Annotated in this window: 17 protein-coding genes; 6 read left to right on the top strand and 11 right to left on the bottom strand. The window is 63.1% G+C overall.

What is annotated here, in order from left to right; genetic code table 11:
* Nucleotides 1-3: 3 nt before the first annotated feature.
* From DUGA2_RS03085 to DUGA2_RS03065, 5 genes are read right to left on the bottom strand one after another with little or no spacing between them, the layout of a single operon-like run.
* Entirely contained in the window at nt 4-603 is a 600-nt protein-coding gene (locus DUGA2_RS03085) for an SCO family protein (RefSeq protein ID WP_008445321.1), read from the bottom strand.
* Nucleotides 603-1,496 carry a heme o synthase gene (gene cyoE / locus DUGA2_RS03080; protein WP_070267158.1) on the bottom strand — a complete coding sequence of 298 codons (894 nt, stop codon included), beginning with the start codon at nt 1,494-1,496 and terminating at the stop codon, nt 603-605. The genes DUGA2_RS03085 and cyoE overlap by 1 nt, the downstream gene beginning before the upstream one ends.
* Nucleotides 1,497-1,513: 17 nt before the next feature.
* Nucleotides 1,514-2,680, bottom strand: coding sequence for a heme A synthase (locus DUGA2_RS03075; protein ID WP_070267157.1), 1,167 nt, complete (start codon nt 2,678-2,680; stop codon nt 1,514-1,516).
* A gap of 5 nt (nt 2,681-2,685) precedes the next feature.
* Nucleotides 2,686-3,303, bottom strand: a complete 618-nt coding sequence (locus DUGA2_RS03070) for a redoxin domain-containing protein (RefSeq protein ID WP_070267156.1) — start codon at nt 3,301-3,303, stop codon at nt 2,686-2,688.
* Nucleotides 3,287-4,018, bottom strand: coding sequence for an SURF1 family protein (locus tag DUGA2_RS03065; protein ID WP_070267155.1), 732 nt, complete (start codon nt 4,016-4,018; stop codon nt 3,287-3,289). Before DUGA2_RS03065 ends, DUGA2_RS03070 begins: the two co-directional genes overlap by 17 nt.
* 39 nt (nt 4,019-4,057) lie before the next feature.
* Between DUGA2_RS03065 and DUGA2_RS03060 the strand changes: the two genes are divergently transcribed.
* Complete coding sequence (locus DUGA2_RS03060; RefSeq protein ID WP_008445316.1) at nt 4,058-4,261, top strand: twin transmembrane helix small protein; 204 nt, start codon at nt 4,058-4,060, stop codon at nt 4,259-4,261.
* A gap of 96 nt (nt 4,262-4,357) precedes the next feature.
* Here the strand turns inward: DUGA2_RS03060 and DUGA2_RS03055 are convergent, their stop codons facing one another.
* The 6 genes from DUGA2_RS03055 to DUGA2_RS03030 form a co-directional block, all read right to left on the bottom strand.
* Nucleotides 4,358-5,218, bottom strand: coding sequence for a cytochrome c oxidase subunit 3 (locus DUGA2_RS03055; protein ID WP_070267642.1), 861 nt, complete (start codon nt 5,216-5,218; stop codon nt 4,358-4,360).
* 16 nt (nt 5,219-5,234) lie between these two features.
* Nucleotides 5,235-5,438 carry a DUF2970 domain-containing protein gene (locus DUGA2_RS03050; RefSeq protein ID WP_008445314.1) on the bottom strand — a complete coding sequence of 68 codons (204 nt, stop codon included), beginning with the start codon at nt 5,436-5,438 and terminating at the stop codon, nt 5,235-5,237.
* An 11-nt stretch (nt 5,439-5,449) separates the two neighbouring features.
* Nucleotides 5,450-6,019, bottom strand: coding sequence for a cytochrome c oxidase assembly protein (locus tag DUGA2_RS03045; RefSeq protein WP_070267154.1), 570 nt, complete (start codon nt 6,017-6,019; stop codon nt 5,450-5,452).
* 111 nt (nt 6,020-6,130) lie between these two features.
* Nucleotides 6,131-7,720, bottom strand: coding sequence for a cytochrome c oxidase subunit I (ctaD, locus tag DUGA2_RS03040; RefSeq protein WP_008445310.1), 1,590 nt, complete (start codon nt 7,718-7,720; stop codon nt 6,131-6,133).
* Nucleotides 7,721-7,735: 15 nt separating this feature from the next.
* On the bottom strand, nt 7,736-8,962 hold the full coding sequence (gene coxB / locus DUGA2_RS03035) for a cytochrome c oxidase subunit II (protein WP_070267153.1): 1,227 nt from the start codon (nt 8,960-8,962) through the stop codon (nt 7,736-7,738).
* A 395-nt stretch (nt 8,963-9,357) separates the two neighbouring features.
* The gene (locus tag DUGA2_RS03030) at nt 9,358-10,290 is read right to left on the bottom strand and encodes a methyltransferase domain-containing protein (protein WP_070267152.1); all 933 of its coding nucleotides are present in this window, start codon (nt 10,288-10,290) and stop codon (nt 9,358-9,360) included.
* Between the two features lie 71 nt (nt 10,291-10,361).
* Here DUGA2_RS03030 and DUGA2_RS03025 point away from each other — a divergent pair, with 71 nt between their 5' ends.
* The 5 genes from DUGA2_RS03025 (at nt 10,362) to DUGA2_RS03005 (ending at nt 13,851) form a co-directional block, all read left to right on the top strand.
* The gene (locus DUGA2_RS03025) at nt 10,362-11,126 is read left to right on the top strand and encodes a ComF family protein (RefSeq protein WP_070267151.1); all 765 of its coding nucleotides are present in this window, start codon (nt 10,362-10,364) and stop codon (nt 11,124-11,126) included.
* A gap of 21 nt (nt 11,127-11,147) precedes the next feature.
* Nucleotides 11,148-11,618: a tRNA (uridine(34)/cytosine(34)/5-carboxymethylaminomethyluridine(34)-2'-O)-methyltransferase TrmL gene (gene trmL, locus DUGA2_RS03020; RefSeq protein WP_070267150.1), complete on the top strand. Its 471-nt coding sequence runs from the start codon at nt 11,148-11,150 to the stop codon at nt 11,616-11,618.
* A 4-nt stretch (nt 11,619-11,622) separates the two neighbouring features.
* On the top strand, nt 11,623-12,363 hold the full coding sequence (locus tag DUGA2_RS03015; protein ID WP_070267149.1) for an ABC transporter substrate-binding protein: 741 nt from the start codon (nt 11,623-11,625) through the stop codon (nt 12,361-12,363).
* A gap of 79 nt (nt 12,364-12,442) precedes the next feature.
* Entirely contained in the window at nt 12,443-13,279 is an 837-nt protein-coding gene (locus DUGA2_RS03010; RefSeq protein ID WP_141753181.1) for an alpha/beta fold hydrolase, read from the top strand.
* Nucleotides 13,276-13,851 (top strand): DUF6624 domain-containing protein, encoded by a 576-nt coding sequence (locus DUGA2_RS03005; RefSeq protein WP_141753180.1) that lies wholly within the window; start codon nt 13,276-13,278, stop codon nt 13,849-13,851. Before DUGA2_RS03010 ends, DUGA2_RS03005 begins: the two co-directional genes overlap by 4 nt.
* Nucleotides 13,852-13,887: the final 36 nt, after the last annotated feature.

Below are 13,887 nucleotides of genomic sequence, written 5' to 3'. Positions count from 1 at the left end.
GGGTCAGGACTGGGCCAGCAACAGCTTGAGGTCGTGCACCAGCGGCGCCGGCCCCTGCCCGCTGCGCGCCAGCAGGCGGATCTTGCCCTGCTTGTCGAACACGTAGCTGGCGGCGGTGTGGTCCATCGAGTAGCTGCCCGGCGTCTTGCCCGGCACCTTGGCGTAGAACACCTTGAATTCCTTGCCGACGGCGGCGGTCTGCTCGGCCGTGCCGTACAGGCCGAGGAAGCGCTTGTCGAAAGCCGGCACGTATTCGGACAGCAGTTGCCGGGTGTCGCGCTCGGGATCGACGGTGACGAACAGCACCTGCACCTGGGCGGCATCGGCGCCCAGCTCCTTCATCGCGGCCGACATCTCGGCCATCGTGGTCGGGCACACGTCCGGGCACTGGGTATAGCCGAAGAACAGCACCACCACCTTGCCCTTGAAGTCCGCCAGCGTGCGCGGCTTGCCGTTGTGGTCGGTCAGCGCGAAGTCCTTGGCGTAAGGCAGGCCGGTCAGGTCGGTGTTCTTGAATTCCAGGCGTGGCGCGGCGGCGCGGCGCTCGCAGGCGGCCAGCAGTACGGACAGGACGATCAGGCCGAAGGCGAGCAGTTTTTTCATCAGAATTTAAAGTAGTGGTCCACCAGCAGCGCCACGAACAGCAGCGACAGGTAGATGATCGACCAGGTGAAGGCCTTGCGGGCGATCAGGTCGGTGTAATGGCGGTAAATCTTCCATGCATGGTGCAGGAAGACGGCGTTCAGCACGACGGCGCTGGCCAGGTAGATCAGGCCGCTCATATGCACGGCGTACGGCAGCAAGGTGGTGGCGGCCAGCGCGATCGAATACAGCCAGACGTGGAACTGCGTGAACTTCATGCCGTGCGTGACCGGCAGCATCGGCAGGCCGGACTTGGCGTAGTCGTCGCGGCGGTACATGGCCAGCGCCCAGAAGTGCGGCGGGGTCCAGATGAAGATGATCAGCACCAGCAGCCAGGCTTGCATCGGCACGTCGTTGGCGACGGCGGCCCAGCCCAGCGCCGGCGGCATCGCGCCGGACAGGCCGCCGATGACGATGTTCTGCGGCGTGGCCGGCTTCAAGATCATGGTGTAGATGATGGCGTAGCCGACGAAGGTGACGAAGGTCAGCCACATCGTCAGCGGGTTCACCAGCGCATACAGTATCCACATGCCGGCGCCGCCGATCACGGCGGCGAAAATCACGGTCTGCATGACGGTGATCTCGCCCATCGCCATCGGACGGCGGGCGGTGCGCGCCATGCGGGCGTCGATCTCGCGCTCGGCCAGGCAGTTGACGGCGAAGGCCGCGCCGGCCAGCAGCCAGATGCCGGCGGTGGCGGCCACCAGCAGGCGCCAGTCGGGCATGCCGTCGCTGGCGAGGAACATGCCGATCACGGCGCAGAAGACGGCCAGTTGCGTGACGCGGGGCTTGGTCAGCGCCCAGTATTGTGAGGCGCGGCTGGCGGATTTGGATGTGGCGGTGTGTGTGGTCATTAGATGCTTAGTGATGCCTACTTTTGCCGGGCAGCGGAAGCGTGCGCGGATGCCGCGCCCGAGGCTGCCTTTTTTGCAATATCGTACTGGTACTTAGCCTTGTAGTTTAACATGGTCAGCAGCAGGACCAGCAGCGCCGCGCCGGCGTTGTGCAGCACCGCTATCGTCAGCGGGAAGCTGAGGTAGATGGTGGCCACGCCGGTGGCGATCTGCGCCGCCAGCGCCAGCGCGATATAGCGCGCGGTCTTATGCAGCGCGGCATGCTCCCATGCCCGCCAGGCCGTGTAGCCGGCCACCAGCGCGACGACGACGCCAAAATTGCGGTGCACCCAGTGGATCGCGGTCAATGCCGCGAACGGCAGGTAGTGGCCGGCGGCGGTCTTGCCCAGCTCGCGCCACAGCGTGAAGCCGTGTTCGAAATCCATGTCCGGCACCAGCTTGCCGCCGCACAGCGGGAAATCGGTGCAGGCCAGGGTGGCGTAGTTGGTGCTGGTCCAGGCGCCCAGCGCCAGTTGCGCCAGCAGCAGCACACCCGACGCGCCCGCCAGCAGGCGGATGTTGCGCATCGCCGGCGGCGAGGCCGTCACCGTACGCACCGGCGCGATCAGCTGGTTCTGGCGGCCGCCGTACCACGCCAGCAGAGACAGCATGCCCATGCCCAGCAGCAGGTGGGTGGTGACGATCACCGGTTGCAGCTTCAGCGTGACGGTCCAGGCGCCGAACGCGCCCTGCACACAGATGAACAGGAATAGCACGGTCGGCAGCCACGGCGCGTACTCGGCACGGGTGCCCTTGGACTTGCGCCATTGGTACCAGGCTTGCGCCATCATCGCCACGATCAGCACGCCGATCGCCATCGCCAGGTAGCGGTGGATCATCTCGATCCAGGCCTTGACCACCGTGACCGGGCCGGTCGGCAGCAGCGCCTCGGCCGCCGTGATCTGCTCATGCGCGAGGAAGGGATTGGCGGCGCCGTAGCAGCCCGGCCAGTCCGGGCAGCCGAGGCCGGAGTCGGTCAGGCGCGTGAAGGCGCCGAACACGATCAGGTCGAAGGTCAGGAACACGCAGACCCAGACCAGCTTGCGGTATTTGTTGGCGTCGGACGAGGTCCACACCAGCGACGCCGGCAGCAGCGCCACCAGCAGCGCCGTCACGGCCATTTGAGCGAGGGTGGTCGAGTGCATGCTAGTCAGCCTATCGCCGAAGCCTTCAGCAGCTTGCTGATGTCCTTGTGGACTTTCTTGACCTTCTCGGTATCGCTGGAGACCGCGCCTTTCGGGAAGCGCATCATCAGGTTGCCCAGCGGGTCGATCAGGTAGACGTGGTCGGACACGCGGTCGCCGGCGGCCTGCTCCAGCGGCAGCCACTGGTCGATCACGGCGGCCGGCGCGCGCAGCATGCGGGTGCCGTCGTTGACGCGCATCAGCACCGTATCGAGCGGCTGGTCGTCGGTGATCATCCATACGCGCTCGATGCGCTCCATCTCCTTGCCCTGCATGGTGCGCAGCTGGCGCATGGCGAACAGCTGGTCCTGGCAATCCTGCTTGCAGTCGGACGGGCCGACCTTGAGCATGATCCACTTGCCCTTGTAGTTGTCCAGCGTGGCCGGCTTGCCGTCCAGCGTGGTGCTGGCCATGGCCGGGATAGGATGGTCGCGCGGATCGATCAGCGCGCCGAAATTGGTGACGCCGCCCTTGGGCTTGATCACGTAATACGTCAGGTAGGAGCCCACCAGCGGCGCCGCGCACACGGCCAGCACGGCCAGCAGTTTCCAGCGACCACGGCTTTGATTACTTTTGTTTTCCACGTCTGAATCCGTTCACCACAAAGAAGATAACAGCCATCGCCGACAGTGCGTACCACTGGAAGGCATAGCCCTGATGTTTTTCCACGCCCAGCGCCGGCGCCGGCCAGTCGCGCACCATCTGCGCGTCGTCGCCTGCCGGCTTGGCCGCCGCGGCCTGTTCGACCACGAAAGGCTGCATGGTCAGGCCGCTGTCCCTGGCCACCTGCAGCGGATCGGCGTTCTGCACGATGGCCTGCGGCGTCAGCACCGGCGTCTTGGCCAGTTCCAGCACATGGCCGGCGTCCAGCCGCGCCACGCCTTCCAGCGTCACCGTGCCGGCCGGCGTGGCATAGGCCGGCAGTTTGGCGCGCTCGGCCGGGTTGCGCGGCAGCCAGCCGCGCGCCACCAGCACGTGCATGCCCGATCCCGCAATTTTAAACGGCATCAGCAGATAAAAACCGGAGCGGTTCTGGTAGGGACGGTTATCCAGGTACACCGGCCAGCCGGCGACGAATTCGCCGGTCATGGCAACGCGGCGGAATTCGACCGCCTCGGCCGCCAGCGGCGTGCCGTCCAGCGCCAGCGGCGCGCTGGCGTTGCCCTGCGCCAGCTTGGCCTGCAACACGATCTTGTGCGCGGCGCGGCGCTGCTGCCAGTTGCCCAGCTGTATGCCCAGCGCCACCACCAGCACGGTCGCGGCGAAAGGGACGAGTTTAAAACGGAACGCAATACCCATTACAATGGAACCCTCATCAAACCCACCACCGGTCCTGCCATGAAAATTGCTGTCGCCATTGCGTTCATCCTCATTATCGGCAGCCTGGCATCCGCCTTCTATTTCCTGATGCGCGACAAGGGCAAGAGCAACAACACCGTGCGCGCGCTGGCGGTGCGGGTCGGCCTGTCGATCGCCCTGTTCGCCGCCCTGCTGATCGCCCACAAGCTCGGCTACATCCAGCCCACCGGCATCCGCGGTTGAAATAAAAAAGCCGCATCCGGTGTCGACCCGGTGCGGCTTGTTCTCCAGCGCCGCAGCAGCATCGCTGCGGCATTATAGCCTTGTTACAGCCCGTACTTACAGCCAGTAAACCACAACGTACAGGCCCAGCCAGACCACGTCCACAAAGTGCCAGTACCAGGCCGCGCCTTCGAAGGCGAAGTGGTTGTCCGCCGTGAAGTGGCCCTTGAGCACACGGAACAGCACCACCGACAGCATGATCGCGCCCATGGTCACGTGGAAGCCGTGGAAACCGGTCAGCATGAAGAAGGTGGAACCGTAGATGCCCGAGGTCAGCTTCAGGTTCAGCTCGGTGTACGCGTGGTGGTATTCGTAAGCCTGGAAGCCCATGAAGATCGCGCCCAGCGCCACGGTGGCGAACAGCCAGAACGCGGTCTGCGCGCGATGGCCGGCGCGCAGCGCATGGTGCGAGATGGTCAAGGTCAGGCCCGAGGTCAGCAGCAGCGCGGTGTTGATGGTCGGGATAGGGAACGGCCCCATGGTCTTGAATTCCTGCACCGTGCCGGCCGGGCCGACGTTGCCCCAGTGGGCCGCGAAATCAGGCCAGATGAATTTGTGGTCCAGGTCGCCCAGCCATGGCACGGTGATCGAACGCGCATAGAACAGCGCGCCGAAGAAGGCGCCGAAGAACATCACCTCCGAGAAGATGAACCAGCCCATCGACCAGCGATAGGAATGGTCGACGCGCTGGCCGTACTGGCCGGCTTCGGATTCCTTGATGGCGTCGCCGAACCAGAAGTACAGCACGGCGATGATGCAGGCCAGGCCGATATAGTTCACGATCGGGCCCCACGACACATCATTGACCCAGGCCGAAGCGCCGATCATGGTGGTCAGCAGGGACATGCCTGCGAACAGCGGCCATTTGGATGGACCAGGCACGAAGTAGTACGGTGCCGAGGCGTTATGTGAACTCATCTTCATCTCCCTAAATTTATTTTGAAACTACAACCTTAACGATAGTGATCAGCAGTCCAATAAAACAAGCCACGCCAATCAAGGCCGCGATGATGATGTGTACCGGGTTCAGCTTGGCCGAATCGGTGTCGAAATCGCTTTTGCGGCGCAGGCCGAAGAACGACCAGAACACCGCTTTCATCGAATACATGAACGACGCTTGCTTCTTATCTTCTTCCATTGCGCCCACCCTTACTTGGATGCGGTCTTGTCCAGACCGCCCACCTCGAAGAAGGTGTACGACAAGGTGATGGTCTTCACATCCTTCGGCAGCGCCGGATCGATGAAGAACACCACCGGCATCTGTCGCGCTTCATTCGGCTTCATGGTCTGCTGCTTGAAGCAGAAGCACTCGACCTTTTTAAAATGCGGCATCGCGCTTTGCGGTGCATAACTCGGTATCGCCTGCGCGCTGACTTCGCGGTTCTGGGTGTTGACCACCTCGTACATCACCGTGGCCAGCTCGCCCGGATGCACGGTCATGCTGTGCGTCACCGGACGGAAGCGCCACGGGCCTTGCGCATTGCCGTCGAACTCGATCGTCACGCTGCGCGTGGTGTCGATCTGCGTATTGGTATCGGCGCTGACCGTGCCATCCTTCTGCGTCAGCACGTTGATGCCCAGCGCTTCGCAGATCTGGCGGTAGAACGGGTTGAGCGCGTACGCAAACCCGAACATCAGCACCGCCACCACGATCAGCTTGCCCAGCAGCGTGCGGTTCAGCCCGCCAGTTTCCTTGTCTGGGTTTTGTTCGTCTTCCACGTCAGCTCAGCCACATCCGCTTGACATACACGGACAGGAAAAAGAACAGGGCCAGACCGGCCAGCAGCAGGCCGGTCCTCGCGTTATTCGGCTTCTTCTGTTCGCCCATGATTATTTGAACTGCGGCGGCGTTTCGAAGGTGTGGAACGGCGCCGGCGACGGCACGGTCCACTCCAGGCCTTCAGCGCCATCCCATGGCTTGGCTTCGGCTTTCTTGCCGCCACGGATGGTCGGCAGGATCACGAAGAACAGGAAGAACACCTGCGACAGACCGAAACCGAAAGCGCCGATGGTGGCGATCATGTTGAAGTCGGTGAACTGCGCCGAGTAGTCGGCGTAGCGGCGCGGCATCCCCGCCAGACCCAGGAAGTGCATCGGGAAGAAGGTGATGTTGAAGGTGATCAGCGACAGCCAGAAGTGGGTCTTGCCCATCGCTTCGTTGTACATATGGCCGGTCCATTTCGGCGACCAGTAGTAGAAGCCGGCGAACAGCGCGAACAGCGAACCGGCCACCAGCACGTAGTGGAAGTGCGCCACCACGTAGTAGGTGTCCTGCAGCTGGATGTCGATCGGGGTCACGGCCAGGATCAGGCCGGTGAAGCCGCCGATGGTGAACACGAAGATGAAGCCGACCGCGAACAGCATCGGGGTTTCGAAGGTCATCGAACCCTTCCACATCGTGGCGATCCAGTTGAACACTTTCACGCCGGTCGGCACCGCGATCAGCATGGTGGCGTACATGAAGAACAGCTGCGACGTCACCGGCATGCCGGTGGTGAACATGTGGTGGGCCCAGACGATGAACGACAGGATCGCGATCGACGCGGTCGCGTACACCATCGAAGCGTAGCCGAACAGCTGCTTGCGGGCGAAGGCCGGCAGGATCTGCGAGACGATGCCGAAGGCCGGCAAAATCATGATGTAGACCTCAGGGTGGCCGAAGAACCAGAAGATGTGCTGGTACATCACCGGGTCGCCGCCGCCGGCGGCGTTAAAGAACGAGGTGCCGAAGTGGCGGTCGGTCAGCGTCATGGTGATCGCGCCAGCCAGAACCGGCATCACGGCGATCAGCAGGTAGGCGGTGATCAGCCAGGTCCAGCAGAACATCGGCATCTTCATCAGCGTCATGCCGGGCGCGCGCATGTTCAGGATGGTGACGATGATGTTGATCGAACCCATGATCGACGACGCGCCCATCAGGTGCATCGCGAAAATCGCCATGTCCATGCCGGGGCCCATCTGGGTCGACAGCGGCGCGTACAGCGTCCAGCCGGCGGCGGTGGCGCCGCCGGGGACCAGGAAGGAGGTCGCCAGCAGGATGGCCGCCGGTGGCAGCAGCCAGAACGAGAAGTTGTTCATGCGGGCAAACGCCATGTCCGACGCGCCCACTTGCAGCGGGATCATCCAGTTGGCGAAGCCGACGAAGGCCGGCATGATGGCGCCGAACACCATCACCAGGCCGTGCATGGTGGTCAGCTGGTTGAAGAACTCAGGCTGGAAGAATTGCAGGCCCGGCTTGAACAGCTCGGTGCGTATCATCAGCGCCAGCACGCCGCCGGACAGCAGCATGATGAACGAGAACCACAGGTACAGCGTACCGATGTCTTTGTGATTGGTGGCGAACAACCAGCGCGACAGACCATGGGGATGGTCGTGAGCGTGATCGTGATCGTGTGCGTGATCCAAGGTGCTAGTGCTCATTTGTAACGCTCCTGATTACTTACGTGCAGCCACAACTTCGGCTGGTTGAACGATGTTTTCGGCGGCCTTGTTCGACCAGCTGTTACGGGTGTAGGTGATGACAGCCGCAATATCCGTATCCGACAGTTGCTTCCAGCCCGGCATTTCAGCGCTGTACTTGCCGCTCTTCTTACCGTGCAGCAGGACGTTGATCTGTTCCGCTTTAGGACCGTTGACCACTTCCGAACCGTCCAGCGGCGCGAAGGCGCCGGGCACGCCCTTGCCGTTGGCCTGGTGGCAGACCACGCAGTTGGTGGCGTAGACTTTTTCGCCCTTGGTTTTCAGTTCGTCGATGGTCCAGGTCTTGCTCGGATCATCGGCCAGCGCGGCCATTTCCTTCTTCTTGACGCCGACCCACGCAGCGTACTCGGCGTCGGTGACGACCTTGACCACGATAGGCATGAAGGCGTGTTCCTTGCCGCACAGCTCGGAGCAATAGCCGCGATAGGTGCCGGTGTGTTCAGCCTTGAACCAGGCGTCGCGCACGAAGCCGGGGATCGCATCCTGCTTGACGCCGAAGGCCGGGATGGACCACGAGTGGATCACGTCGTTGGCGGTGGTGACGAGGCGGATTTTTTTGTTCACTGGAACGACGACTTCATTGTCGACTTCCATCAGGTAGTTGTCGCCGCGCTTCTCGGTCGGTTCGAAGCCCGGGGCGCCCACTTGCGAGCGCGGGGTCGACAGGTTGGACAGGAAGGAAATGCCCTCGCCCTCGCCCTTCAGGTAGTCGTAGCCCCACTTCCACTGCATGCCGGTCACTTTGATGGTGATATCGGCGTTGGAGGTGTCTTTCATGCCGACCACGGTGCGGGTGGCGGGCAGCGCCATGCCGATGACGATCAGGAACGGCACCACGGTCCAGGCGATCTCAACCGTGGTCGATTCGTGGAAGGTGGCGGGCTTGTGGCCCAGCGATTTGCGGTGCTTGAAGATGGAGTAGAACATCACGCCGAACACGGCGACGAAGATGACCAGGCAGACCAGCATCATCCAGGTGTGCAGGTCGTAGATTTCGGACGCGATCCGGGTCGCTGGAGGTTGCAGATTAAGCTCGCCGGCCACGGGGCCGCCGGTACCGCCGGTTGCCGCGGCGTAGGTGCCTGCCGCAGTTGCCGCCGTGTCAGCCGCCCACGCTGGGATACTTGCCGCCGTTACCGACAGCCCGAGCATCAACGATTGAAGTCGCTTCGCATGTTTCATGTTTTCCCCAACCACCCAAGAAATTAAAATATTTTTTTAACGACTCCGGATTTCGGTGAACTGAACCGGCGCCGCTCCTTAAACAACTTCAGGCCCCATGCCAGTCTCGTCCGAAAAAAATCTCCTGACGCGACCCCGGCGGGACCTTGAGGCTTTCCGCTTCATCCCCAGATACTGCCCAGGGACAACGCAAAAGCCTGATTCTGCTTAATTCAAATGCTCGTTCGTGCTCGTTTTTGCCTGCTCATCGCCCCCGTCGCTGGTTTATAGCTGGCGACGTGACATGCTGGCAAAATTAGTCAATGATTATATATAACAACAACGCCCCGCTCAAGAAATAATCCAAATCGCAACTATGGCGTAGCCCGTGGCACCACAGTGTGCCCGCAAACCCGCTACTGGCGCGGCTTTCGTGGTAAATCAAATCGGATGATGGCCTCGCCTTTCGACGTCACTTTGGGCGCCGGACGGAAGGCATGGCCGTAAATCACCTCGAAAGTGAGGCCCAGCTTGCCGTCCGCGCGGCGGCCTTTTTCCAGCGTGGCCAGCATGCGCCGCCAGGCCTGTTTGCCCATCAGCCCCCGGCTCAGCGTACCCAGCGGATTGCCGCCCAGCGCGCGCACATCGGCCAGCAGCGCCTGCGGCGTGTCGTAGGTGACGGTGATGACTTCCATGTCCAGCACCGGCGTCGAAAAGCCCGCCTCCACCAGCTGGTCGCCGAAATCGTGCATGTCGACGAAGGGCAGCGCGTGCTGGGCCAGGTCGGCCTCGGCGAAGGCGGCGCGCAGTTCGCGCAAGGTGTCCGGGCCGAAGCAGGAAAACATCAGCAGGCTGTTCACGCGCAGCACGCGGCGCCACTCGGCGAATACGCGGTCCGGCTGCGGATGCCAGTGCAGCGCCAGGTTGGACCAGACCAGGTCCAGCGAATTCGGCCCCAGCGGCAGCTCGGCGAAATCGCCGCACAGCAGGTCGACGCCGGTCTTGGCGGGCAGCAGCTTGCTCAGCAGCTGGTTCAGCGACGACGCTTTCGCCGCCGGGCCCTGCGCCTGCGCGGCGCGCAGCATGGCGGGGGCCGCGTCGAGGCCGAGGATGTGCGCGGCGGGATAGGATTTCTGCAACAGTGGCAGATCGGCACCGGCGCCGCAGCCGGCGTCCAGCACGCGCTGGGGCGCCAGCTTGACCAGTTCCAGCCGTTCGAACATGCGCGAGGCGACCTCGCGGCGCAGGAAATCGGACGGCGCAACGCGCTCGGGACGGGCAAACAGCGCGCGCACGCGCTCCTGGTCGATCGGGGCGCTTAACTTCGGGGGATTTGCGGGGACTTGCATGATGTCGTTCGGTGTAATGCGATAATGTCGGCAGTGTACATGGTTGAACGCAAACGCGTCCTGGAGCGTTGATGCTGGCTACCCCACGTATCGGCACGCTAGCCACGCCGGCCGCCCTGCTGCGGCGCGGCGGCGGGGCCTTGCTGCGCCGCCTGTTGCCGGCCTCGTGCGCGCTGTGCGCGGCCGCCGGCGGCGAATTGCTGTGCCCCGATTGCGCCGCACAATTCTTCGGCAGCGCCGCCGTGGCCCGCTGCCCGCGCTGCGCCAACCCGCTGCCCGGCATGGCCGCCGGCCAGCTGTGCGGCGCCTGCCGCGCCGAAGCGCCGGCCTTCGACGTCACGCTGGTCGCCGCCGACTACGCCATGCCGCTGGACCAGCTGGTATTGCAGCTGAAATTCGGCCACCGTCTCGCGCTGGCAACACTGTTTGCCCGCCTGTTGCGCGACGCCGTACTGCAGCAGCCCGGTTTCACGCTGCCCGCCCTGCTCTGTCCGGTGCCGCTGGGACGCCGCCGGCTGGCCGAACGCGGCTACAATCAAGCCCTGGAGATCGCGCGGCCGCTGGCGCGCAGCCTGGGCGTGGCGCTGCATCCGCGCCTGGTGTGCCGCGTGCATGAGACCGCGGCACAGAGCAGCGTCGCGCCGGACCAGCGGCGACAGAACATCGCCGGCGCCTTCGCCATCCCGGACGCCGCGCTGGTGCAGGGCCGCCACATCGGCGTCGTCGACGACGTCATGACCAGCGGCCGCACGCTGGACGAACTGGCGGCGACGCTGAAGCGCCACGGCGCCGCGCGCGTGAGCAACCTGGTGTTCGCCCGCACGCCGCCGCATTGAATTTGATAGAGGAGAACCACTTTGTTTCACGTCGTACTAGTCCAACCCGAAATTCCCCCGAACACCGGCAACGTGATCCGGCTGTGCGCCAACACCGGCGCGCAACTGCATCTGATCGAGCCGCTGGGCTTCCCGCTGGAAGACTCCAAGCTCAAGCGCGCCGGACTGGACTACCACGAGTACGCGCAGATGAAAGTGCACAAGGATTGGCCAGCCTTCCTGGCCGACGTGCAGCCGGACCCGGCCCGCATGTACGCGATGACCACGCACGGCTCGTCGCCGTTTGCCGACGCCGCCTTCAAGCCGGGCGACGTGTTCGTGTTCGGCTCCGAGACGCGCGGCCTCGATCCGGCCTTCCGCGAGACCTTCCCGCCGGCCCAGCGCATCCGCCTGCCGATGCGGCCCGACAACCGCAGCCTGAACCTGTCGAACACCGTCGCCGTGGTGGTGTTCGAGGCCTGGCGCCAGAACGGCTACGCCGGCGGGGCCTGAGACCATGGCCCCGCGTTCGGCCCTGCTGTGTCTGACGCTCTTGCTGGGCGGCGCGCAGGCGGCGGAACCGATGAAGCTGTACACGGAAGACTATCCGCCGTTCAGCTGGGTGGACAAGGGCAGCGGCAAGGTGGTCGGACTGGCGGCGGACATCGTCGCCGACCTGATGCAGCGCGCCGGCGTGCCGACCACGCAGCCCATCGTCGCGCCGTGGGCGCGGGCGATGGTGCTGACCATGGCCACGCCCAATTCCTGCCTGTACACCACGGCCCGCGTACCCGAGCGCGAGGACAGCTACCAGTGGGTGGGCCCGATCGGCCACAACGAATGGGTGCTGTTCGCGCGGCGCGAGGACCACATCCGGCTCGACAGTCTCGACGAAGCCGCCAACTACCAGATCGGCACCTTCATCGGCGACGCCTCCGTCACCTTTCTGCGCGAACACAAGCTGCGCGTGGAGACCGTGCCCAACGACAGATTGAATCCGCCCAAGCTGCAAAAGCGCCGCATCAAGCTGTGGTCGGTGGGGCGGCTGCCGGGCATGTTCCTGCAGCGGGAACTGGGCATAGACGAGTTCGAGCCGGTGCTGTCGTTCGCGCGCGCCGATATGTACCTGGCCTGTCACAAGAACATGGCCAAGGCCGAAGTGGCGCGGCTCAACGACATCCTGCAAACCATGTACCGCGACGGCACCATCCGCCGCATCTACACGCAGTACGGCTACGAAAAGGAAATGCCGCGCTGACGCAGTGTGACAATGCGTGTACTTTTCATCAACACAAGCTGCTATTCTGGCCGGTCCTCAACGATGCCATCGAATACACATGAGAATTTCACGTCTGCTGCCGAGTCTGGTATTGGTCGTCGCCTTCAGTGGCTGCTCCACCCTCAACGTCACTTCCAAGCAATTCATACCGAAAGATAACGGCAAGCTGGCGCTGCTAAAGAAATCGGCGCCGGACTATCAGGTCGACAATATCGAATTCAAGCATCCAGATGGCGCCATCAGCCGCGGCGTGTATATCCACAAACCGGATGCGCAATTTACCGTGCTGTACTTCATGGGTTCCGGCATACGGCTCGATGTCGCCGGCGGCTACTTCGCCAAGCCATTTACCGAGCTGAACGCCAATATCATCAGCTACGACTACCACGACTTCGGCCGCAGCGACGCGCCGGAATCGGCGTTCGGCCTGGCGGAATTGGAGAAGGAGACGCTGGCCCTGTACGACCACGCGCGCGCCACCACCCAGGGTCGGCTGGTGGTCCACGGCCATTCGTTCGGCAGCTTCGTTGCCGCCGGACTGGCCGGCAAACGTCCGCTGGATGCGCTGGTACTGGAAGGCACGGGCACCAGCGCGCGGGCTTATGTCGAGAATCAGGTGCCGTGGTTCGCCAAGCCCTTCGTCCAGGTCAATATCGATCCGGAGCTGTCCTCCACCGACAACCGCGCCGCATTGCGGGCGTTCCAGGGACCGCTGTTAATCATGAACGGCGTCAACGACGTGCAGACGCCGCTGGCAAACTCGCGTGAACTGTTCGACAGCCTGGCCATCCCGCACAAGCGCTTTGAAGCGATCCGCGACGCCGGGCATATGAATGCGATGACCAAGCCGGAGGCGCTGGCCGCCTACCGTTCATTTACGGGGAGTCTTAATTGAGTAGATATCGTTTATGCATATTGGCGCTGCTGACGGCACTGCTGCCACTCTCCGCATTGGCAGCGGAATGCGACAAGGCGGTACTGAGCGAAACCTACGCAAAGATGCACAAGGACGATCAGGCCTTACGGGGCAGGTATATCGACATACTGGAAAAGGAAAATAGAAAAGAGTCCGTCGATCCGAAAGAAAAAGATCAGCTGGAAGTGACTATTTCCACTACCGATGAAAGCAACCAGCGCACGCTGGATCAATTAATCGCGCGCTGCGGCTGGCCCGGAAGCCTTGACAAGAACCGTGCAGCCTTTTCAGCGTTCCTGATTATTCAGCATGCGGATCTGGACTATCAGCTCAAGCATCTGGACCTGGTCAAGGCCGCCAACCAGCGGGGAGAAATTCCCAGCCGCACATTGGCGATGCTGATCGACCGCATCCTGGTCAGGCAAAACAAGCCTCAACTATACGGAACGGAATTCGAGTACGGCAGCAACAAGGTGGCTCCCATCGCCGATCCGAAAAATCTGAATCAGCGCCGCAAGAAAATGGGCTTGCCGCCCTTCCGCGCGCCATGATGTACGCTCTCCCTCACCAAGCCGGGAGCGCTCAGC

The organism is Duganella sp. HH101 (assembly GCF_001758795.1).
GTDB lineage: Bacteria > Pseudomonadota > Gammaproteobacteria > Burkholderiales > Burkholderiaceae_D > Rugamonas > Rugamonas rivuli.
The sequence above is the reverse complement of the archived record's forward strand: the minus strand, read 5'-3'. Positions and strand labels throughout refer to the sequence as shown.